Origin of the sequence: Pseudoalteromonas sp. PAR1 (assembly GCF_947311895.1) — a bacterium.
Lineage (GTDB): Bacteria > Pseudomonadota > Gammaproteobacteria > Enterobacterales > Alteromonadaceae > Pseudoalteromonas > Pseudoalteromonas lipolytica_C.
Genome location: NZ_CAMZMY010000001.1, coordinates 23,563 through 43,405, shown reverse-complemented (window position 1 = coordinate 43,405; position 19,843 = coordinate 23,563). Strand labels below are relative to the sequence as shown.

At 47.8% G+C, this 19,843-nt stretch carries 22 protein-coding genes; 17 read left to right on the top strand and 5 right to left on the bottom strand.

Annotated features, from left to right (window positions below; all coding sequences use genetic code 11):
• The first annotated feature begins 106 nt into the window (after window positions 1–106).
• The 6 genes from traL (at window position 107) to traA (ending at window position 4,213) form a co-directional block, all read left to right on the top strand.
• On the top strand, window positions 107–388 hold the full coding sequence (traL, locus tag QL229_RS00225; RefSeq protein WP_000433891.1) for a type IV conjugative transfer system protein TraL: 282 nt from the start codon (window positions 107–109) through the stop codon (window positions 386–388).
• Window positions 385–1,011: a TraE/TraK family type IV conjugative transfer system protein gene (locus tag QL229_RS00220; protein ID WP_281546380.1), complete on the top strand. Its 627-nt coding sequence runs from the start codon at window positions 385–387 to the stop codon at window positions 1,009–1,011. Before traL ends, QL229_RS00220 begins: the two co-directional genes overlap by 4 nt.
• Window positions 995–1,891: a type-F conjugative transfer system secretin TraK gene (locus tag QL229_RS00215; RefSeq protein WP_257887785.1), complete on the top strand. Its 897-nt coding sequence runs from the start codon at window positions 995–997 to the stop codon at window positions 1,889–1,891. Before QL229_RS00220 ends, QL229_RS00215 begins: the two co-directional genes overlap by 17 nt.
• Before the next feature lie 2 nt (window positions 1,892–1,893).
• A complete protein-coding gene (locus QL229_RS00210; protein WP_281546379.1) occupies window positions 1,894–3,183 on the top strand; it encodes a TraB/VirB10 family protein in 1,290 nt (429 codons plus the stop codon).
• 74 nt (window positions 3,184–3,257) lie between these two features.
• Window positions 3,258–3,830, top strand: a complete 573-nt coding sequence (gene traV / locus QL229_RS00205) for a type IV conjugative transfer system lipoprotein TraV (protein WP_024008834.1) — start codon at window positions 3,258–3,260, stop codon at window positions 3,828–3,830.
• A complete protein-coding gene (traA, locus tag QL229_RS00200) occupies window positions 3,827–4,213 on the top strand; it encodes a TraA family conjugative transfer protein (RefSeq protein ID WP_281546378.1) in 387 nt (128 codons plus the stop codon). The genes traV and traA overlap by 4 nt, the downstream gene beginning before the upstream one ends.
• 270 nt (window positions 4,214–4,483) lie before the next feature.
• On the opposite strand, the gene QL229_RS00195 is transcribed toward traA, so the two are convergent.
• On the bottom strand, window positions 4,484–5,140 hold the full coding sequence (locus tag QL229_RS00195) for a hypothetical protein (RefSeq protein ID WP_141180374.1): 657 nt from the start codon (window positions 5,138–5,140) through the stop codon (window positions 4,484–4,486).
• A gap of 43 nt (window positions 5,141–5,183) precedes the next feature.
• A complete protein-coding gene (locus tag QL229_RS00190; RefSeq protein ID WP_162838621.1) occupies window positions 5,184–5,330 on the bottom strand; it encodes a hypothetical protein in 147 nt (48 codons plus the stop codon).
• 241 nt (window positions 5,331–5,571) lie between these two features.
• Between QL229_RS00190 and QL229_RS00185 the strand changes: the two genes are divergently transcribed.
• The 7 genes from QL229_RS00185 to traN are packed head-to-tail and all read left to right on the top strand — an operon-like array spanning window position 5,572 to window position 15,341.
• The gene (locus QL229_RS00185; RefSeq protein WP_281546377.1) at window positions 5,572–6,264 is read left to right on the top strand and encodes a DsbC family protein; all 693 of its coding nucleotides are present in this window, start codon (window positions 5,572–5,574) and stop codon (window positions 6,262–6,264) included.
• Entirely contained in the window at window positions 6,264–8,663 is a 2,400-nt protein-coding gene (traC, locus tag QL229_RS00180; RefSeq protein ID WP_281546376.1) for a type IV secretion system protein TraC, read from the top strand. The genes QL229_RS00185 and traC overlap by 1 nt, the downstream gene beginning before the upstream one ends.
• Window positions 8,656–9,003, top strand: a complete 348-nt coding sequence (locus QL229_RS00175) for a plasmid-related protein (protein WP_281546375.1) — start codon at window positions 8,656–8,658, stop codon at window positions 9,001–9,003. The genes traC and QL229_RS00175 overlap by 8 nt, the downstream gene beginning before the upstream one ends.
• Window positions 8,987–9,499: a S26 family signal peptidase gene (locus QL229_RS00170; RefSeq protein ID WP_188708039.1), complete on the top strand. Its 513-nt coding sequence runs from the start codon at window positions 8,987–8,989 to the stop codon at window positions 9,497–9,499. The genes QL229_RS00175 and QL229_RS00170 overlap by 17 nt, the downstream gene beginning before the upstream one ends.
• Before the next feature lie 10 nt (window positions 9,500–9,509).
• Window positions 9,510–10,634 carry a TrbC family F-type conjugative pilus assembly protein gene (locus QL229_RS00165; RefSeq protein WP_281546430.1) on the top strand — a complete coding sequence of 375 codons (1,125 nt, stop codon included), beginning with the start codon at window positions 9,510–9,512 and terminating at the stop codon, window positions 10,632–10,634.
• A complete protein-coding gene (locus QL229_RS00160; protein ID WP_281546374.1) occupies window positions 10,618–11,646 on the top strand; it encodes a TraU family protein in 1,029 nt (342 codons plus the stop codon). Before QL229_RS00165 ends, QL229_RS00160 begins: the two co-directional genes overlap by 17 nt.
• A 2-nt stretch (window positions 11,647–11,648) precedes the next feature.
• On the top strand, window positions 11,649–15,341 hold the full coding sequence (traN, locus tag QL229_RS00155; RefSeq protein WP_281546373.1) for a conjugal transfer protein TraN: 3,693 nt from the start codon (window positions 11,649–11,651) through the stop codon (window positions 15,339–15,341).
• Between the two features lie 164 nt (window positions 15,342–15,505).
• On the opposite strand, the gene QL229_RS00150 is transcribed toward traN, so the two are convergent.
• The 3 genes from QL229_RS00150 to QL229_RS00140 form a co-directional block, all read right to left on the bottom strand.
• On the bottom strand, window positions 15,506–16,033 hold the full coding sequence (locus QL229_RS00150) for a hypothetical protein (RefSeq protein ID WP_281546372.1): 528 nt from the start codon (window positions 16,031–16,033) through the stop codon (window positions 15,506–15,508).
• A 9-nt stretch (window positions 16,034–16,042) separates the two neighbouring features.
• Window positions 16,043–16,816, bottom strand: coding sequence for a hypothetical protein (locus QL229_RS00145; protein WP_281546371.1), 774 nt, complete (start codon window positions 16,814–16,816; stop codon window positions 16,043–16,045).
• Window positions 16,817–16,974: 158 nt separating this feature from the next.
• Window positions 16,975–17,577 carry a hypothetical protein gene (locus tag QL229_RS00140; protein WP_199356486.1) on the bottom strand — a complete coding sequence of 201 codons (603 nt, stop codon included), beginning with the start codon at window positions 17,575–17,577 and terminating at the stop codon, window positions 16,975–16,977.
• A 367-nt stretch (window positions 17,578–17,944) separates the two neighbouring features.
• Between QL229_RS00140 and QL229_RS00135 the strand changes: the two genes are divergently transcribed.
• From QL229_RS00135 to QL229_RS00120, 4 genes are all read left to right on the top strand, one after another.
• Window positions 17,945–18,271 carry a plasmid-related protein gene (locus QL229_RS00135; protein WP_281546370.1) on the top strand — a complete coding sequence of 109 codons (327 nt, stop codon included), beginning with the start codon at window positions 17,945–17,947 and terminating at the stop codon, window positions 18,269–18,271.
• A 15-nt stretch (window positions 18,272–18,286) separates the two neighbouring features.
• The gene (gene ssb / locus QL229_RS00130; protein WP_032469935.1) at window positions 18,287–18,706 is read left to right on the top strand and encodes a single-stranded DNA-binding protein; all 420 of its coding nucleotides are present in this window, start codon (window positions 18,287–18,289) and stop codon (window positions 18,704–18,706) included.
• A gap of 79 nt (window positions 18,707–18,785) precedes the next feature.
• Window positions 18,786–19,604, top strand: coding sequence for a phage recombination protein Bet (gene bet / locus QL229_RS00125; RefSeq protein WP_000414662.1), 819 nt, complete (start codon window positions 18,786–18,788; stop codon window positions 19,602–19,604).
• 81 nt (window positions 19,605–19,685) lie between these two features.
• Entirely contained in the window at window positions 19,686–19,829 is a 144-nt protein-coding gene (locus QL229_RS00120) for a hypothetical protein (RefSeq protein ID WP_015066581.1), read from the top strand.
• Window positions 19,830–19,843: the final 14 nt, after the last annotated feature.

Genomic DNA, 19,843 nt, shown 5'->3' with positions numbered 1-19,843 from the left:
TGAGTAGAACCCTCAAAACCTTCAAAAATTCGGCATCTAGCTGACCACCGAACCTGCCAATCCCAAGGCATTCTTCACTTCTCAATTCAAACAACGAGGAGTGACTATGGAACCTGTGAGTATTCCATCCTATATCGATGACCCGCCGCACTTCCTGCTTTGGAGTGCCGATGAGATGGCTCCCATTCTGTTGGGGCTAGTGATCGGCATTTTTACCGGTAATGCCTTGGTTTTATGCCTGTTGGGGTTGGTGACAACCAAGCTCTATCGGCGTTTTCGTGATGGTCGCCCAGATGGTTTTATTCTTCACGCCATCTACTGGGCTGGACTATTGCCAACCAAAGCCAAGACGATCCCTAACCCATTTATCAGGAGCTATCTGCCGTGAAGTTCGACGTGTTTTTAAAATCATGGCAAGGCACGCAATTAGAGAACCGATGGCAGCGGTTCCTGATTGCAGTGCTGGTGCTATCTAATTTGCTGCTTGCGGTAGCGGCATTTTCTCGCAATACCGTGGTAGCTATTCAACCACCAACCTTGTCTGAAACGGCTGAAGTGTCACGAAACCAAGCCACTCAACCTTACCTTGAATCCTGGGGACTCTACCTGGCTGAGCTTATGGGCAACGTGACGCCGGGTAATGTGTCTTTCATCCGGGTTGCCATTGAGCCGCTACTTTCTCCTGCGGTGTACCAGCAAGTGGTCGATGCACTGGAGATTCAGGCAAGGCAAATCCGGGAAGACCGAGTCACGCTCAAATTCCAACCCAGACAAGTGGAGTATGAGTATGAAACCGGGCATGTCTTTGTGACCGGCTATTCCTTGGTCTCTGGGCCATCTGGAGATGAACAGCGCCAAACTCGCACCTATGAGTTTGACATCGATATTGAGCAATACCGTCCAAAACTTAGCTGGATGGATACGTATGAGGGGCAAGCTAGAACGAAGCGCGTTCTTGAAAAGTTGACCCAAGAGCAAAACCGGAGGGTGAATGATGCGAACCAAAATTAGTCGATGGATGACACCAAGCTTAATCGCAATCAGCTTGAGTGGCGTCCTGTTATCTCAAGCGTCGTATGCAGACGTGGAATTGCCAATTGTGCCAGCCAGTGTGATGAAGCAGTCTGCTACAGCAAATCCACCTGTTCAAACCAATACGGTTTCAACGGATGTGCCAACAACGTTACTGATGACACCGGGGGTTAATGAACTGATCCCTGTAGCTCTTGGGCATCTGAATCGGATTGTGACGCCGTTTGAATCACCTCAGGTGAGAACAACCAGTGATGCTCAGACGCAAATCAAGGGCAATGTTGTATATGTGGCCACGGACAAAGAATCACCGGTTTCACTTTATATCACTCCGCCGGGTCAGGAAGCGCCCGCGTTATCTGTCACCTTAGTACCTCGTCGTATTCCACCGCGTGAAATCACCTTAGCTATTGATGGTCAGCAGTGGCCTATTAAGGGCGTCGTGAACCGAAAAGCCGCCACTTGGGAAACGGCTCAGCCATACGTCGATAGCCTACGTGATTTACTCAGACGACTTGCACTAAATGAACTACCACAAGGCTATGACATCCGTTTGGCTGGCCAAACTGACACAAGCCCGAAATGTTTTCAGCCGGGCTTAAAGTTTGGTTTTAAGCAGGGGCAAATTGTGACGGGACATTACTTCACCGTCTATGTAGGACTGGTTGAAAGCTTTGCCGATGAGCCGATAGAAGCTAGTGAAATAGCTTGTCATGCACCAGATATAGTGGCAAGCGCCTACTGGCCTCGCAATATCTTGTTGCCGGGTGAAAAGACTGAGTTGTATGTGGTTGTTCGCAATCATCGTGAAGAACCAGTGGAAAGTCAGCGACCTTCGCTTCTTGTGGGAGGTAAGTAACGATGAAAGCACAATGGGAACAAATGAGCCCGAACATGAAGCGGGGTCTATCGGTTGCTGGTATTGCTGGTGGTCTCATTCTTATGGTGATGGTGTTTTCACCTAATCCTGACGATGGCTCAAGCAGTCGGAACCGGCAGGAAACGATCCGGCACATTCTTACGGATACCAATACTCGTGATGTTGGGGTCGATAGTTTGGCTGCGAACGTAAAACTACTCAGTGAGCGTAATGAACAGTTACGTCGTGAAGTTGAGCGCTTGCGTCGTGACGTCGATTCAGGACGGCTAAGCCCAAGTTCGCCTTCTATACCAAGTGAGGTCAATGCGGAGTTGGCTCGCCTTCGAGCGGAACTTGATGATGTTCGCGCTGGGGGAGATTCAGTAGTTGAAGGCACAAATAGCCGTTTTGAAATGCCTTTATCTGCCATGGAATTACCCAAAGACGAAAAGCCACTGCCGTCTAACTCAGACGACTATTTTGCCAATGCGCCGCTGCCTGATCCGCTCTATCAGCAGCCAGCCAATGGTCAAGGTACACGAGCACGGGATGTTCCATTGCCGCCAATCACGATTCGTATGATTGAGCCTGAAGTGGTTGCCGAACCAGAGGTTGTTGTGCAAGAAGCGCCGCCTTTGTATCTACCGGCGGGCAGCATCATCTCAGGTACTTTGATCACGGGTTTGGATGCCCCTACTCACGAGTCCGCAAGACGCGAGCCTTTTCCTGCATTGCTGAGGATTCAAAAGGAAGCCATTTTACCCAACCGATTTAGAGCGGATATCAAAGAGTGTTTCTTGATCGCCGCAGGTTACGGTGATTTGAGCTCTGAGCGTGCTTATTTGCGAGGCGAGACCATTTCATGTGTGAGAGAAGATGGTGGCGTCATTGAAACACGACTGGATTCTTATGCCGTGGGTGAAGACGGCAAAGCCGGTATTCGTGGCCGATTAGTATCGAAACAAGGCCAGCTGGTGGCCAAATCGATGATGGCCGGATTCCTTCAGGGCTTGGCAGGCGCATTTGATGTGAATCCTGTTCCGACGATTCAGACGGGTAATGCCGGTGATACTCAGCTGTACCAGCAAGTCATGAGCCAAGAAGCATTACAAGGTGCTGCGATTAAAGGCACAGGTAAAGCATTGGATCGAGTGGCCAAGTTCTATTTGGACATGGCTGAAAATATGTTCCCAGTCATAGAGGTAGACGCTGCAAGGAAAATTGAAGTCATAGTCACTCGTGGTGCCTCGTTGTCGTTGGCCACTTCGCAAGGGGGAGGTGCAAGAAGATGAAAAAATCCTGCATGTTGCTAACCGATCGAAGTCCGTTTCAGACAATAAGATGTGTATCCAGAGGAGAGTTAACCATGACGACATCAATGCAGAACAACCCAAAGCACCAGTCAAAACAGTGGTCTAAAGCTGGATTACTTTTATTGGCAGTCGGCTCAACCTTATTGTCTGGCTGTAGTTCATTGGGTCTTGGGAGTAGTGAATATGGATGCCCAGGTATGCCTGACGGTGTGCGCTGTTTATCCGCTCGTGAAGTCTATGAGCTTACCAGTAATGGCGCTGCACCCAAGACGATTGATGCTGTGGCGACTCGAATTGGTTCTCCCTCTGGGTATTCACAATCTGATTTAGAGACAGGACTGCTGAGCCATCCAGCATTACCTGAGACGCAGCAATCTGCACCTATTCGCATTCCTTCAAGGGTAATGCGGATTTGGATTGCGCCTTGGGAGGATGACCGTGGGGATCTGAATTTATCCAGCTACGTGTTTACCGAAATTGAACCGCGCCGGTGGGATATTGGGGTGTCAGCACCTCGAACGGTTTCGCCTGTGCTACGTCCACTTCAGACTCAGAGCGATTCAACCTCAGCGGGAGCTGATGGTAAGCGCGATAACTTGAGTATCTACGGAGAAACTAACGAATGACAAATGCAATTCGCACCATTCAAACTCAGCGCCTAATGACCATTGGTGCGCTTGGTTTAATGGCGTTAATGATTTCGGAGCCCTCATTTGCGGGCACCGGTGGTGATGCTTTCACTGATGTGTGGGATACCCTAAAAGATTGGACCCAAGGTACTTTGGGACGGATCGTAGCGGGAGCCATGGTTCTGGTGGGTATTGTGGGCGGTATCGCTCGCCAAAGCTTGATGGCTTTTGCCTTGGGCATTGGTGGCGGTATGGGTCTCTACAATACGCCAACAGTCGTTGAAAGTGTTATGTCTGCAACTTTACCTGTCGTTGCCAGCACTCAAGAAGTCATTGGCACAACAGTTCCTGCAATCAGCGCCGTCTTACTGGGCACCTGATAACAATAAAAAACGCCCAAGCGGCCAGATATCTGACGGCTTGGGCGTCATCCCACCCCGTACCCGTTTATCATGACGGCGTTTCAGTTTATAGGTTTCCCATTCACTTAGCTTGATTTCAAGCAGCGGCCATGAATACCGAAAAGAATGCTAGCGCCGCCACTGCAAAAGGCAGTTAGCGGGCTTTCCTTGAGGGAGCACATTCAAACAGGCTACTAGCCTGATATTTTGAGCTTTAGGCGCTCGTTCCTTTTGGGTTGGATTTACACACTACCAAACGGCAGGATATTCAACAATACCCGACACTGGGAATCCATGGTTTAAAAGAGATTGTCTGATTAAGAACGGCAACGTATTAGCATCACTTGGGTATCTGCTTAAATTTTCATTGGAATAGTGATCAATGAAATCGATTAGCTGCGTCGTAGTTAAAGGTTCGAGCACATGCGAATTCCAAACGGCATCCTCTACGCTATGATCAAGTTCTTCATTCGTATGCCTGAAAGTCAATCGACTTTGGCTGACGACGCGAAACTGATCGGCCCCTTGATGGTGTACCACGAGTTTTAGCTCTGGAACTTTTTTGACCAGTTTGCCTCGTTGGTCTCTTCGCGGATCATAAAATGCTTGGCTAAGAATTACCTTCCCTTCAACACGGTAAAAGGTTTTCTCCATAGTTTCAGTGTTTAATGACCAATAAACTTTAAAACTGTTTCGACGAATTTTGTTGCCATAGATATTGAGCAAAGGCAGCAGTTGTTGTTCAGTGCCTTGTTTCGAACCTTTGTTCCAAGCACTTACGATGGATTGCTGTGTTCTGCATTTTTCGGCAATCTCTTGTTGCGTCCACCCATCGTTCAGTGCAAGCCGAACAAGTTCTCTTGTCCATTTGAACGGTTTTTTCTTACTGTTTTTGCTCTTGTCCATGTAGCCCCTTAAAAGAAAGGGAGCATTAAGCCCCCTTCACAACTTATTTTTTCTTACCGCCATTCTGCGGATTTTGAGGGTTCATCTGCCACCCTCGATTTCCTTGGTTTTGTGAGTAAGTCTTGTTAGTACCAGACGTACCCTTATTGGCGTTTGTCATATCTGAGTTGTGATTGTTTTGCTTAGACATTTTTGTCTCCTTGTTTGTGTAAAAGTACAAGGCACATGCTATCAAGGGCAAAAAATCACGCGACTGATGATTTGATGATAATTGGTGATATTCACTGATATTTTCTGATTTTTCAATTTTTCTAGGTCAATGGGAGAATGCGATACTTAGCAAGGCATCCAATTCTTCAATCTATCTAACCGAGTCCACATAGGACAACTGCATAGACTGGAGCCTCGATTTACATTAACGAGGACTCCTCATGCGAAAACTATCTCCAATTATTCTGGCGCTTGCGCTGTCTCCTTTGGTTCAAGCTGAACCTGTGTCTGAAGTGTCGCCCGTTGGAAAAATTGACGGCATGGTTTCTTTGCCGGTCACGGGTTTGAAAGCGGTCGAAAGCAATGGCCGTATTGTTTTCATGTCAGACAGTGGCCGGTTCGTCATTGATGGCACGCTCTATGATGCCTGGTCCAAAAAGCCGCTTACCAGCCTTGAAGAAATTCGTGAAGCGGGGAACACGCTGGACTTAAGTCGTCTTGGCTTAAAAATGGATGATTTGAATCCACTGACGCTGGGTGAAGGCAAAAAGAAAGTGGTGGTCTTTGTTGACCCACGATGCCCGCACTGCCATGAGCTTTTGAAACAAGCTTTACCGTTAACCAAAGAATACACCTTCCAAATACTCCCTGTGCCAGTGCTTGGTCCTGATTCAGAGCGTCAGGTTCGCCAGCTTGGCTGTGCGCGTGACAAGAAAGCGGCCACCGATGCATTGCTGAATGGCCGGATTGGTAACCTAGAACAGGATGATGCCTGCAACTTAGAACCAATGCAGCGTACTTTGGTGACGGCTCAAATCCTGGGCATTCAAGGTGTGCCTTTCATTGTCGCCAATGATGGTCGCATCAGCCGAGGCCGTCCTTATGATCTTTCTGCTTGGTTGGAGGGGCGTTAATGAAAGCCTCTCTGTATTCAGGGCAACGCGCTTCAGAGCTCTTGCCAGTATTGGCCTATTCAGACGATGAGCAACTGTTTTTCATGGAAGACCAAAGTGTTGGCTTTGGCTTTCTATGTGACCCATTGCCTGGTGGTGATGAGTCTGTTGCAGACAGGGTTAATGTTCTTCTCAACAACGACTGGCCAAAAGACACTTTGCTGCAATTTGGCCTGTACGCCTCGCCTGATATTCAAACCGACCTTCAGCGCATGATGGGCTTACGGCATCGTCAATCCGATCCATTGCTCAGGGCGTCGATACGCAAACGTGCGGATTTTCTCGATGGGGGCACGGTTCAACCGATAGAAGAATCGACCCAGACTCAGGTACGCAACTTTCAACTGATCGTCACCTGCAAATTGCCTTTGGAAAGTCCTATACCGACGGAGCGTGAGTTGAGTCGAGCATCCGCGCTTCGGGCTTCTTTCTCTCAAGCGCTGGCAACGGTTGGTTTTCGCGTTACTGAGATGACTGACCGAAACTGGCTCGCGGCATTAAGTGCGCAGCTTAACTGGGGAAAAGATGCTTCCTGGCGTAATCCATCACCAATCCGCAGTGAGGCAGATAAACCACTTAGGGAGCAAGTGTTGGATTATGACCGGGCTATCAAAGTGGATAGTCAAGGTCTGATGCTGGGGGATTACCGAGTTAAAACCCTATCGTTTAAGCGCCTGCCTGAGCGGATCTGGTTTGGCCATGCCGCAAGTTTTGCGGGCGATATGATGACGGGCAGTCGCGGTTTACGCGGAAGCTTTTTGCTGAATGTCACCATTCACTTTCCTTCAGCCGAGGCGATGCGATCTCGTTTAGAGACGAAGCGTCAATGGGCGGTCAATCAGGCCTATGGCCCGATGCTCAAGTTTGTGCCGGTGCTGGCAGCCAAGAAAAAGGGATTTGATGTTCTTTTTGAAGCTTTGCAAGAAGGTGATCGTCCTATTCGGGCAAATATGACTTTGACGCTGTTTTCACCAACGGAAGAAGCGTCGATCAGCTCTGTTTCAAATGCTCGAACCTATTTCAAAGAACTCGGATTTGAGCTGATGGAAGACAAGTACTTCTGTTTGCCCATTTTCCTGAATGCCTTGCCATTTGGTGCTGACCGCCAGGCGATGAACGACTTGTTTCGATTCAAGACCATGGCGACACGGCATGTGATCCCTCTGTTGCCTTTGTTTGCGGATTGGAAAGGTACAGGCACGCCAGTGATTAACTTTGTTTCCCGTAATGGCCAGATCATGAGTGTGTCCCTTTATGACTCGGGCAGTAATTACAACTGTTGCATCGCGGCGCAATCGGGGTCGGGTAAGTCATTCCTGGTGAACGAAATCATCTCCTCCTACTTATCTGAAGGCGGCCAATGCTGGGTGATTGATGTTGGCCGCTCTTATGAAAAGCTGTGTGAAGTCTATGATGGTGAGTTCTTACAGTTCGGCCGGGACAGTGGCATTTGCTTGAATCCGTTTGAAATCGTTGAGGACTATGACGAAGAAGCGGATGTACTGGTTGGGTTATTGGCCGCAATGGCCGCACCTACGCAGTCATTAACCGATTTTCAGATGGCCAACCTAAAGCGTCAGACCCGTGAACTGTGGGAGAAAAAAGGTCGTGCCATGTTGGTTGATGATGTGGCAGAGGCTTTAAAAAATCATGAAGACCGACGTGTGCAGGACGTGGGTGAGCAGCTCTATCCGTTTACGACACCGGGCGAATATGGCCGTTTCTTTAATGGCCACAACAATATTCGCTTCAAAAACCGTTTCACCGTTCTGGAGTTAGAAGAGCTCAAGGGACGCAAGCACCTGCAACAAGTGGTGTTGCTTCAGCTTATCTACCAAATCCAACAAGAGATGTACTTAGGTGAGCGGGATCGTCGCAAGATTGTGTTCATTGACGAAGCTTGGGATCTGCTGACTCAAGGTGATGTCGGTAAGTTTATTGAGACGGGTTACCGTCGATTTCGAAAATATGGCGGCAGTGCTGTAACGGTAACGCAGTCGGTCAACGATTTGTATGACAGCCCAACAGGTAAAGCCATCGCTGAAAACTCGGCCAATATGTACCTGCTTGGCCAAAAAGCTGAAACCATCAACGCGCTCAAAAAAGAAGGCCGCTTGCCACTAGGTGAAGGCGGCTATGAATACCTAAAAACGGTTCATACCGTCACTGGTGTCTATTCCGAAATTTTCTTTATTACCGAAATGGGCACCGGGATTGGCCGCCTCATCGTCGATCCGTTTCACAAGCTGTTGTACTCGTCCCGTGCAGAAGATGTAAACGCGATTAAACAGTTAACGCGCAAAGGCCTTTCTGTTGCTGATGCCATCTCTCAGTTGTTGAAGGAGCGAGGCTATGAATAAAACCACGCTTTGGCCATTTATGGCCTCTATTACTTTGTCTATTGCAGGCAGCGGTTTAATGACCAGCTGGCTCTTAATGAAAACACTCGAACCCATCCACAGCCAGTTGGCGTTAAGTACGCCCATTGCAGTCGTAGATTTTGGGGAGGCGGTGTTGTCACTGGGCCCCAATGCCAGCGAACAAGACATCGAATCCAGGTTGCTTCAGACCAATCAGCAAATTGAAAAGTTAAAAACAGCCGGTTTTATCGTGCTGGATTCCCAAGCGGTGGTGGGTGCTGATGATTCCGTATTTGTGCCAGTAGGCTCAAAGGAGGTGTCTCATGCAGATACTCCGTAAAAGAATGCCTTGGCGGCCATACCTCATCCGGTTGACTGTTCTTGCGTTAATCATGGCCTTGGTAGGCACCTACGCCATGATGCGCTACCGAATAGGTATTGATACCCAGCAAGAGCGCTGCCTGCCTGATACCACGGTGTATCTGATTGACCTATGGAATAAAGAGCCCGTTAAGGATGGTTTGTATGCCTTCCACTCAAAAGGACTCGCTCCGTTATATAACGACGGTACTCGGATGCTGAAACGCCTAACAGGGATGCCTGGGGATGAAGTCAATGTGACGCCTGAGCATGTGCTGGTGAACGGTGCTGAAGTCTCTACCGGCATGGCATTAGCCCAGCGTCTTGGTGTGGCGGAATCACAATTTAGCCGCTCATTGACGCTGCAAGAAAACGAATATTGGTTTTCCGGCGAGGCTGCAACGAGTTTCGACTCCCGCTATTGGAATGCCGTTAAGCGCGAGCAGATTGTCGGTCGCGCTTGGCCGCTTTGGTAGGAGGTAGATGATGCAAAGACTATGTCTCTTATTTTTGTTGGTTGCTCCATTGTCTTGGGTTCAAGTGTCCTGGGCACAAGAGCCTTATCCGTTGTCTGACGAAGACAACAAGATCGTCGAAATGAGCCGCAGCATTTTACAAAGTGCTGTGGATGGTTCATCTGAATTTATCGAGCCTTTTTCACCGATTGAACAACCTGCGTCGCTCAAACACAGCGATGAATGGTTGATATTTGCGTCGTCCTCACTGGGGGATTCGTCGCTGAAGCAGCTATTTAAAGAGGCCAGTGCTACCGGCGCTATTGTGTTGTTTCGGGGAATTCCTGAAGGAAAGACCTTGGGGGCGGCTATCCGTGATTGGCATACGCTGATGGTGGGACTTGACCCTGTTCCTCAGGTTCGAATCGATCCGAAAGCCTTTGTGCACTGGCGGGTGACTAGCGTGCCTGCCATTTTCCGCATAGAAGATGACAAGGTGACTGCAAGTGCACTAGGGGTTTACAGCAAGGACTGGTTGCAGCGTCAAATTGAAACAGGCAATACCGGTTCATTGGGTCAACGCGGTCCTATTCATTCCATTTTAGAACCGGATTTGATGCAAGTGGCGATGCAGCGTTTACAGTCGCTTGACCTGGGCGCGTTAAAGAAAAAAGCCATTGAGCGTTTCTGGTCTCGCCAAACTTTCACTGACTTACCCAAAGCCACGCAGTATCGGATAAGAACGGTTGATCCAACCATCGTCATGCAGCGGCCACTATTGGATGCCAATGGCCGAACATTGATCCCAGCAGGAACGCGTATCAACCCGCTCAAAGCCTTGTCGTTCACTCAGCAGCTTGTTGTGTTTAATGCGTCGAACGCTGAAGAAGTGGACGCAGTAGCGCATTGGCTTGAGACGCAAGATAGGACTCTGCGCCGCATCACGCTTATCACCACGCAGCTCGACCGTGCCCAAGGCTGGAATCGCCTCAATGCGCTCGAAAAGACATTGGACAGTCCGGTTTACCTTCTCAATGCCTCGCTAAAGCAGCGCTTTGATCTGCAAGTCACCCCATCGTTTGTTCAAGCAAAGGGGCTCGCGTTTGAAATAGAAGAAATTCCAGCAAAGGAGCTTGTTCATGAAAAAGCTCAATAATTCGTATCGTCTGTTGCGGACTCTCGTTGTCCTGCTTGTCTTGGGCGCATCTATTCCTGCAAAAGCCGAATTGACCTGCCCAGACGCGGGGTTATTGTCCGGCAAGTTGCTGACGGATGTTTGCTGGTCATGCATTTTTCCTATCCGGGTTGCCGGTCTTCCTCTTGGCTCTGGCAATGTCCCAAGCGGCGCATCAAACAAGTCATTTTGCTTATGTGAAGACAACTTAGGTGTGCCAAGGCCAGGTATTGTTACCAGCATGTGGGAGCCAGCGCGTTTGATTGAACTGGTCAGAACGCCAGGTTGTTCGCCTTCACTGGGAGGGATTCGTTTACCGTTAGGTGATAGACGACTGCAAGGTGGTCATGGCGAGGGTGAATACGATACCGGTGATCTTGCTTTCTACCATTACCATTATTACGCCTTTCCGCTTTTGGTCATGCTCGATTTGTTCATGGATGGCAATTGCAATGCCGATGGTTACATGGACTTTGACTTGATGTATTTGTCGGAATTGGACCCAACATGGCTGAACGATGAACTGGCCTTTTTTACTCAGCCTGAAGCGGCTGCCGTTGCCAATCCATTGGCTATATCTGCTTGTACCGCTGACGCTGCTTCATCAACGCTTGGTAAACCCATCGACCAGTTGTTTTGGTGTGCTGGCAGTTGGGGCCATCTCTACCCGTTATCTGGCCACACCTTAGCCTTTGGCTCATTAGCAGAAAACACCAGCCATTTAGCGGCGCGTGCAATCGCGGCTCAACACAGGCGTGGTCTTGCAAGGCGAACAATGGGGAACAGTGCGCTATGCCGACCTGTTATCGAACCCATGCTGCCGAAATCCCAATACAAGATGAGTATGTTCTTTCCTGTACCAGAAACTGAAAGTGCGCATGTCATCGGTGAAAGCACCATGAAATGGGGAGAGTGGCGAACAATCCCAGGTGCCGGTGAAGATGCGCTCTACATTTTGTGGCGCTGGCAAGACTGCTGTAACTCGGGAGGTTAACCATGAAACCAACACTTTTTACCCGAGTTTTAGCGGGTGTTTTATCAATCACTATGGCGTGCTTGCCCTTACATGGTGTGGCCGCTGATGTGCAGCGCCAATCCGGCTTAAGCGGACAACAAGAAGGTAAGCAATTACTGCAAAACTGGACGATGCCCGCACTTAACGGCAATACATTGTTGGTGCCGAGTGGCAGTGGTAATGAGTCCATTAACTTGCAAGAGCTATTCCCTGGTATGGATCAGGGCTCATTGGATGTCTTAACGGGCGTTTATGGCTCTGATACCAGCATGAATCAATTGGGGACGCAGCGCCAAGAGAGCATGGCATCCGAAAGTGGCGCTACGGGTGAGGCGTTTCGTTCGCTACAGCAAATCAAAGACAGGTCGCGGCCAGATATGGTCAATGATCCGCTTTGGGCATTAACCGATGCGGTTCAAACTGATCCCAATCTATTAACACAAAGCTTCCCAGGCTGTGAGTCTCAAGGTGAAGGTAGCCCAAATTACCAGCAATGCGACAGGCTCAATACAGCGGTTAACAGCTGCACGATTACTCACGATTACACGGCAGGCATTATTGAGCATGTTTCAGGGCCGATGAACCTTCGCTCTTGTGGTGAGGGGTGTCTTGAAGTTTGGATAGGACGAATTGGGGACAACTACTGGAGTGGCCGTTGTAAAGTGTTCGAGCAGGCCATCACACTCAAAGTCGTGAACCCCGATGCGATTACCTCAGCCGTTCTTGAATACGCCAAATGGGATGACTACATGCAAGTGTGGCTTGGCGATCAGAAAGTCTGGTCTGGACCGAACAATAACTTTCCACCAGAAACGGCAGGTCGCTGCGAGCTTAGTACCAGTTGGGAACGCAATCCTAATACTGACTTAACCGCCAAGCTAAAAGCGGTAGAGCCCGGTTTAGAAGTGCCAGTCAAAATTCGCGTATCGGTAACGGGTAGTGGTGAGGGGTATGCACGCATCAAGGTGCGCTTTGATTCAACCAAGGTGGTGATGAATGATAGTTGGTCGCCACAATCCTGTATCGAACAAGCAGCGGATATTCCGACAAAGTTTTCAGACTACAGCATTCAATGTACGGATCAGCCTTCTTCAACCAACGGATGTACGGTGGTCAATGGTGTTTCAGTTTGTGAATCCTACTTTGCCCCAAGCCCTGTGACTGGCATATCGCCTTTGTGTCGGCGTGTACAAGTGAGTGTGGATGACGAAAGCTATAAGGGGATTGAAAATCAGGCCTGCCAAGTGCTTGAAGCGAATCCTTCGTGTGGCTTCATGTCGTCAGAATGTGCCGAGACCAATGATAAAGGTGAATGCATTCGTTTTACCGATACTTATGACTGTGGATTACAAACCAGCGATCCAAAGTGCGTGGTATCCAATCTTATGCCGAGTAGTTTTGAGGCCTGTGAGCCTACTCAGACGATTACGCCATTTACTGAAACCAAGCATGTACCGGATTACCAGGTGTGCGAGAAGATCAGCACGCTTACTCAGTGTCAGTTAGAGCGACGTGTATCCGTTGAAACCCATCAACAAAGCTGGTCCATTGAGCGCGGTTGCTTTAGCTCTGAAACCATCAGTTTTGTTCCACAGCACAGCACCACCATGCAAACTGGAAACGCGACACTGAAGATTTTTGATAATCAAAATACTGAGATAAAAATCACCGAGTCGCCATCTAAGGCAAATGGTTGGAAAACGACACTCTCATTGACGGGCAACAAGGAGATGGTCACAGAGACGAAACCGTCCATTAAATACCCTGAAATGACCTGTCCAAAAGGAACCTTGGTTGGCTCATTGTGCAAGGTCGTTAATGGGTCGATTATTTCGTGGCATGAACCGCAGGAAGTCACGCGTTCCAGATGTGAGTCCGGCTGGAACAAAGTCGATTTCGATACTTGCAGCCGAGAAGTTCAGAAGTGTTTGGCTCCTGCGAAACTGAGCGCTTCATTGGCCTTCTCTGGCAAATACTTAGAGCAAGACGTTGTTCATCAATCAAGTGATCCGGGCATAGACCAATGCTTGATGCAAACGGATCAGTTTACTGCGGTTCAGTGGCGGTGTTTGGATACGGGCACAAAACGAATCGACGGGTTAACGGTTGGTAGTGGCGAGTTGGCCAATCTGGGAAGCCTTTATCCGGCGGTTGTTTCGTCTCCTGCTCATTTAACCAGTCGCGGCAGTTCTGATGGACTGGGGCTCTCATGCTGGAAGGCAAGAGCGACCTACAATGCTTCGACTTCTCATCCAGAGTTCAACATGGGCAGCTCAGATAGCTGGGTAGATGCCAATGGTAATACACAAACCATCGTCAATAACGGACAAAACACGACCACCAATACGTGTGCCGCGCTGGAGCAAAACCCGGCCTGCCAGTATGTCAGAACCGAATGCACTGAAGGCGGGTCTGGTCATGAAGGCTTCTGCTATATCCAAAGTTTGGTGTATGACTGCGGACAAAGCGTTGAAGTGCAAAACGCTCGAATGGAAACTCAATACAACTGTGAGGGGCCAGTTCGCTGTATGGGCACAGATTGTTTAGAGCCAGAGTCAATTAAGCAGGCTAACTTTGCAGAAGCCGCTGCGATGCTTAATGCGGCGCAGTTTATGACCAATGATATGTCATGTACGGGCGCTGATGGCCAAGATAACGTCGAGTGTACGGTTTTTAAAGGTAATGCAGGCCAGTGCAAAAAAGCCGTTGGCGGTATAGTTGATTGCTGTGAAAAGCCAAGTGGCGTGTCGTTATCGGATTACATCACGATGATAGTGGCAGTTAACAAGCTTGATACAGCAGTCATGGCCATGAATCCGTCGTCGGCAATCTATGGTTCGTGGAATACGCTTAGGGAACCGATAACGAGTACCTGGAGTGCGGTTAAAGAGCCTTTTGTGTCTGCATGGGACTCTCTCATGGGGGCTGGGCCATCAACGGCTGCTGGCGCGGGAGCGGAGCAAGCTGCGACTGGCTTCATGCAGGTGTTGACCAACAAAACGGCTGAATGGGTAGGCACTACCTTTGGTTCGGGGGCGCAATCGGCACTGTTTAGTAACGTTGGTGGCGCGGTTGGAGCCGATGGTGTTGTTTCAGGTGGTAACTTCGCGCTGGGTGGCGCTGCTGGCGCGGTTCTGAGTACGGTTATGACGGCCTACATGATTTATTCAGTCACCATGATCCTCATTCAGCTTATCTGGAAATGTGAGCAGAGTGAGTTTGAAATGAACGCTAAGCGGGTATTGAAGAGTTGCCATTATGTAGGCTCTTACTGCAAGTCTAAGTTCTTAGGTGCCTGTGTTGAGAAACGGCAGTCATATTGCTGCTTTACTTCGCCGCTTTCACGGATCATTCAAGAACAAGTTCGTCCGCAATTGGGCCTTGGCTGGGGCAGTGCAAAGTCACCAAACTGCGAAGGTTTGACCGCTAGTCAGTTAAACCAGGTAGATTGGAGCCAAGTCAATCTGGATGAATGGATAGGTATCTTATCGATCACGGGCAACCTACCCGAAGTACCGTCACTGGATCTGGAACGACTCACAGGCTCAGGAAGTACGCTAAACGTGGATGGAAACCGTCAAAGTGCCGCAGACAGAGCTATTGAAAGGCTAAACGGAATGGATGCTCAGAAACTGCGTCAGGAGGCGACGGAAGAAATTTCGGGGAATAATTGAGCTCGTCCTTATAAAAAAGCTGCGCCAATAATGTTCCATATTGGTTACTTTAATGAGCAAAATGCGCCTTAAGGTAACCATTTTAGCGCTTTGTGGTTGCTATTGCGTTTTTCTTCTAGGATGTTTCAATACTTGATGCGGATATGATTTTTTAAGTGCAAATATCAGCGACTAGAAACCCTAGCAAAATATTTATGTTGAGAAATTATGTTATTCTCACAATGCTCTAGATCTTTGATGTCTAAAACGGAAACTCCTAATGCTGCATCGTTAAGCTTTTTATAAATAAGTGAATCCGTACGAACCATTCTTGCTAGTTGACTTGACCAGACTGTGCAAAGCTTCTTGTATAGCAAAGGATCACTTTTTGTAAATGTTAATACTAGACCAAGATACCCAAGCCAATCAGGAAATACGCAGTTTTTTGAAATCTTTACTAGGTCGGCAGTTATGCAGATATCAACTATTTTACGCTGTTGTTCTGGAGTAAAAGTATAGGGGAATTGCCCAATTTTAACTGAGTAATTTGTTTGTTGTTTTTTCACCAACCAATTATCTTCAAGAGGGTGTTTACCCCGAGTTAGTTCAACTAGACCAAATCGAAAATGAAGTTGACCACAGGTGGTACAGTTTAAATTCCAGCACCATTTTTCTTGTGAAGCTAGTTCACTCATTGCCTCAAACGCATTCATAAATTTCTCTTAACTTTTTACAATAAAACGAATTTGCTGATCCGTATAAGCTGGATTTAGTAAATTAAATTTTTTTAAGTAAGCTAGAAATTTCTCACCATGGTATTCAGACAATGTTTTAGTCCCTACTGCGTTATTGCCTCCAAACTGACTACAGAAACGGTATGATTGACCATTAATTGAATACTCTTTGACCCAATACCTTTCATGATAATTTTTGGACGCTTCCGTTGAAATCATGATCAATGGGAAAGATATACCAAAGTGTTCTTTGCACCAGTCAATGTTTTTCAATAACTCTAAATGCTCTGCTGTTTGGCTGCAAAAAACGATAATTGCATCAATGTGTTCTTTAACCAATTTTCCAACTCGTAGCTCCACCATATCCACATCCTCTGAATGTTTTAACAATCTAAAAGCTTCACCCTCAGGCTTTTCTGTCGTCAATGTTAATCTAACGATTCCTTTATTTTTCCAGCCTCTCAAGGCTCCAGACCAAATATTGGCTTTAAGGTTAGAATGCTCTCCAAATTGCTGAGCCGACCATTCTTCAGTTGAGACTCGGCCATCTGCATATTGAAAAACCTTCCAAGCTTGCTTTTGATTTATCAAGCATTGCCTAAATTCATCTTCACTTGGAATAAATACCAATTCTGGTTTTCCAGTCACCGTTCTGGATTCATAGAAATCAAGAAGCCTACAGATCACGTTATCCGGTGTCTCAAATCCTATTACGTGTTTACCAAGGCGAAGGTAAGTTTCTTGCGATAGTTCAATTTGCATTGCTGACACTCATAAGTAATTTTGCTTACAATCATAGTAATGATCATTACATTTTAAGTCAACTGTAATTACAGTTGAGAAGTAACAGAGAGTTTTGGAATACTATCTGAATTAAAAAAGCCCCTTCGAGAGGGGCTGGTTGATGGGAGCCTAGTTGGCTAGTTGGCGGGGGTATCTGTTTCCTCTTCAGTGATATCGTCATCGGTTAAAGGCACCGCTTGTTCAACCTCTGCTTCTTTACCCTTAGCTTGGGCTGATTTTCGTGCTCGAATTTCGATATCAATAATGCGTCGTGCAAGTTTGATAATGCGCTGTTGCCATGCGTAGTTGCCATCAACACGTTGCTTGTTGCTAAGCACGCTAGATAACCAGAGTGTGTCCATTGAGATCATCAACGCATCGAGTTTGCGCACTAAGCCAACAAACTGGCCAACCTGAGGCGAGCTGATTTTGGCGTTGAAGGTAATCGGATCGGTGTAGTCAGGTACTTCATCGATACCGTTGGACTCCATCAGTTTGTCCAAACGAGCTTGTTCGTTGTCTACCGCCTTAGCGCAATCCTCGATCAGCTGGCTAATGATCTGTTCCACTTCATCAATTTCGTTCTCATCGCCAATGATGCGTAGGATGACATCGATTCCGTAGAGCGCACTGACCGTCCGTCTAAAAACACGGTCAACGACACGTTGCGCCTGTAAGCTATTAATTGTGAATGATTGTTCAAAGATGGGTTTTGAGTAATTGGGTTTTGCTTGGGCCATAAGTTTGCTCCTGATATGACAATAATCAGTCCCTAGCCTAATCCTCTGTGAGGTAATGGCCTTTCAGCTAGGTGGAAGAATTGAGCATCTTTCTAACTATCCTGTCTGGATAAGACGGTTACACTGACTATCAAATATTGCTGATCTGTTTCAGTGATATCTGCGCCGAAGAGCATGAGCTCAAAGGAAGCCCGCCGCTGAGTTTTCTCAGTGGTACTAAGAGGTAGCTAGCCTCCTTAAACAAATAGCCTGCATGTTTTTACATGCTCAACCATGCGTTCCTTACGGTTCGCCTTTTCACCACCCAACTGGGGGAGTTTTCCCCAGTTGGGGGTGACTCCTTCACAACCAAATTAAGGAGTCACCAATGGAATATATCTTCGGATTTATTATCCAAATCGCAGGCATTATGTTGCTTGCAAAACTGAGCTGGTCGCTTTTGCGATTGCTTGCTCGTCAAAGCGTGCGCCCGTTTCGATTTGTACTTACTCAAATCAAGCGATTGCTCACACTAAAACCAAAACGTCGTCCAATGGCAGTGCCTAAAGCTCCTGGTATGCCCCGTTTGACATCTGCGTTTTACAAAGAGCCACATCAGTACGACATGGCTTTACTCGAAATACCAACCTATCTGCGTCGTCAGTCTTCTTTGCCTAGCCGGACAGAAACGACTGTTTGCACAGAGTTCAACTAAGACAAGGAGAACATCATGAAAAACCAAGTAACACTCATAGGCTACGTTGGCTCTGAGCCAGAGACGCGAGCCTATCCATCAGGTGATTTAGTGACCAGCATTTCGCTGGCCACTTCTGAGAAATGGCGCGACCGTCAATCCAATGAGCTCAAAGAGCATACGGAATGGCATCGGGTCGTTTTTCGAGATCGTGGTGGATTTAAGTTAGGGCTAAGAGCAAAAGATTTGATCCAAAAAGGAGCGAAGCTTTTTGTTCAAGGGCCTCAGCGCACGCGCTCATGGGAGAAAGATGGCATTAAGCATCGATTGACCGAAGTGGACGCGGACGAGTTTCTGCTTCTTGATAATGTGAACAAAGCATCTGAGCCATCAGCGGCGGATGATGCAGGCTCCCAAACTAATTGGGCACAAACTTATCCTGAACCAGATTTTTAACCGAGTAAAAACGCTTTAACCCAGCCGGGAGTACTTTCCCGTCAGGGTCAGACTCCCACTTTGATTGTCGGAGTCCACAATGGAAAAACCAAAGCTAATCCAACGCTTTGCTGAGCGCTTTAGTGTCGATCCAAACAAGTTGTTCGATACCCTAAAAGCAACAGCATTCAAGCAACGTGACGGTAGTGCACCGACCAATGAGCAGATGATGGCGCTCTTAGTGGTTGCAGATCAGTACGGCTTGAACCCTTTCACCAAAGAGATTTTTGCGTTCCCTGATAAGCAAGCTGGAATTATTCCAGTGGTAGGTGTCGATGGATGGTCTCGCATCATCAATCAACACGACCAGTTTGATGGCATGGAGTTTAAGACTTCAGAAAACAAAGTCTCACTGGATGGCGCGAAAGAATGCCCTGAATGGATGGAATGCATCATCTACCGGCGCGACCGTTCGCACCCAGTCAAAATCACTGAGTATCTGGATGAAGTCTATCGACCACCTTTTGAAGGTAACGGCAAAAATGGCCCTTACCGGGTAGATGGTCCATGGCAGACGCACACTAAGCGAATGCTAAGACATAAATCCATGATCCAGTGTTCCCGCATTGCGTTTGGCTTTGTGGGAATTTTCGATCAAGACGAAGCGGAGCGAATTATCGAAGGCCAAGCAACACACGTTGTTGAGCCATCTGTGATTCCACCCGAGCAAGTTGATGATCGAACCCGAGGGCTTGTTTACAAGCTTATCGAGCGGGCGGAAGCTTCAAACGCTTGGAATAGTGCATTGGAATATGCCAATGAACATTTTCAAGGTGTTGAGCTGACGTTTGCGAAACAAGAAATTTTTAATGCACAGCAACAAGCAGCCAAAGCGCTCACACAGCCTTTAGCTTCTTAGCGCCACGCATTCATTTTACTAACCCTGGCGGGATTATTCTCCCGTCAGGGGGAAGGTCTCGTCTTTTTTTGGAGATCTTCCATGACTAAATCAGCCTCACTTTTTCGCTTGGTATTGGTTGTTGCCCTTGTCTTAGGTTCGATTCAAGCCGGTAAAGCGGCAATTGATTCGGTTCAAGCAAGTGTTGTTCAGCACCAAACAGCGTTAGCACAAGCAGCAAAGTAACCACTTAACCCTGA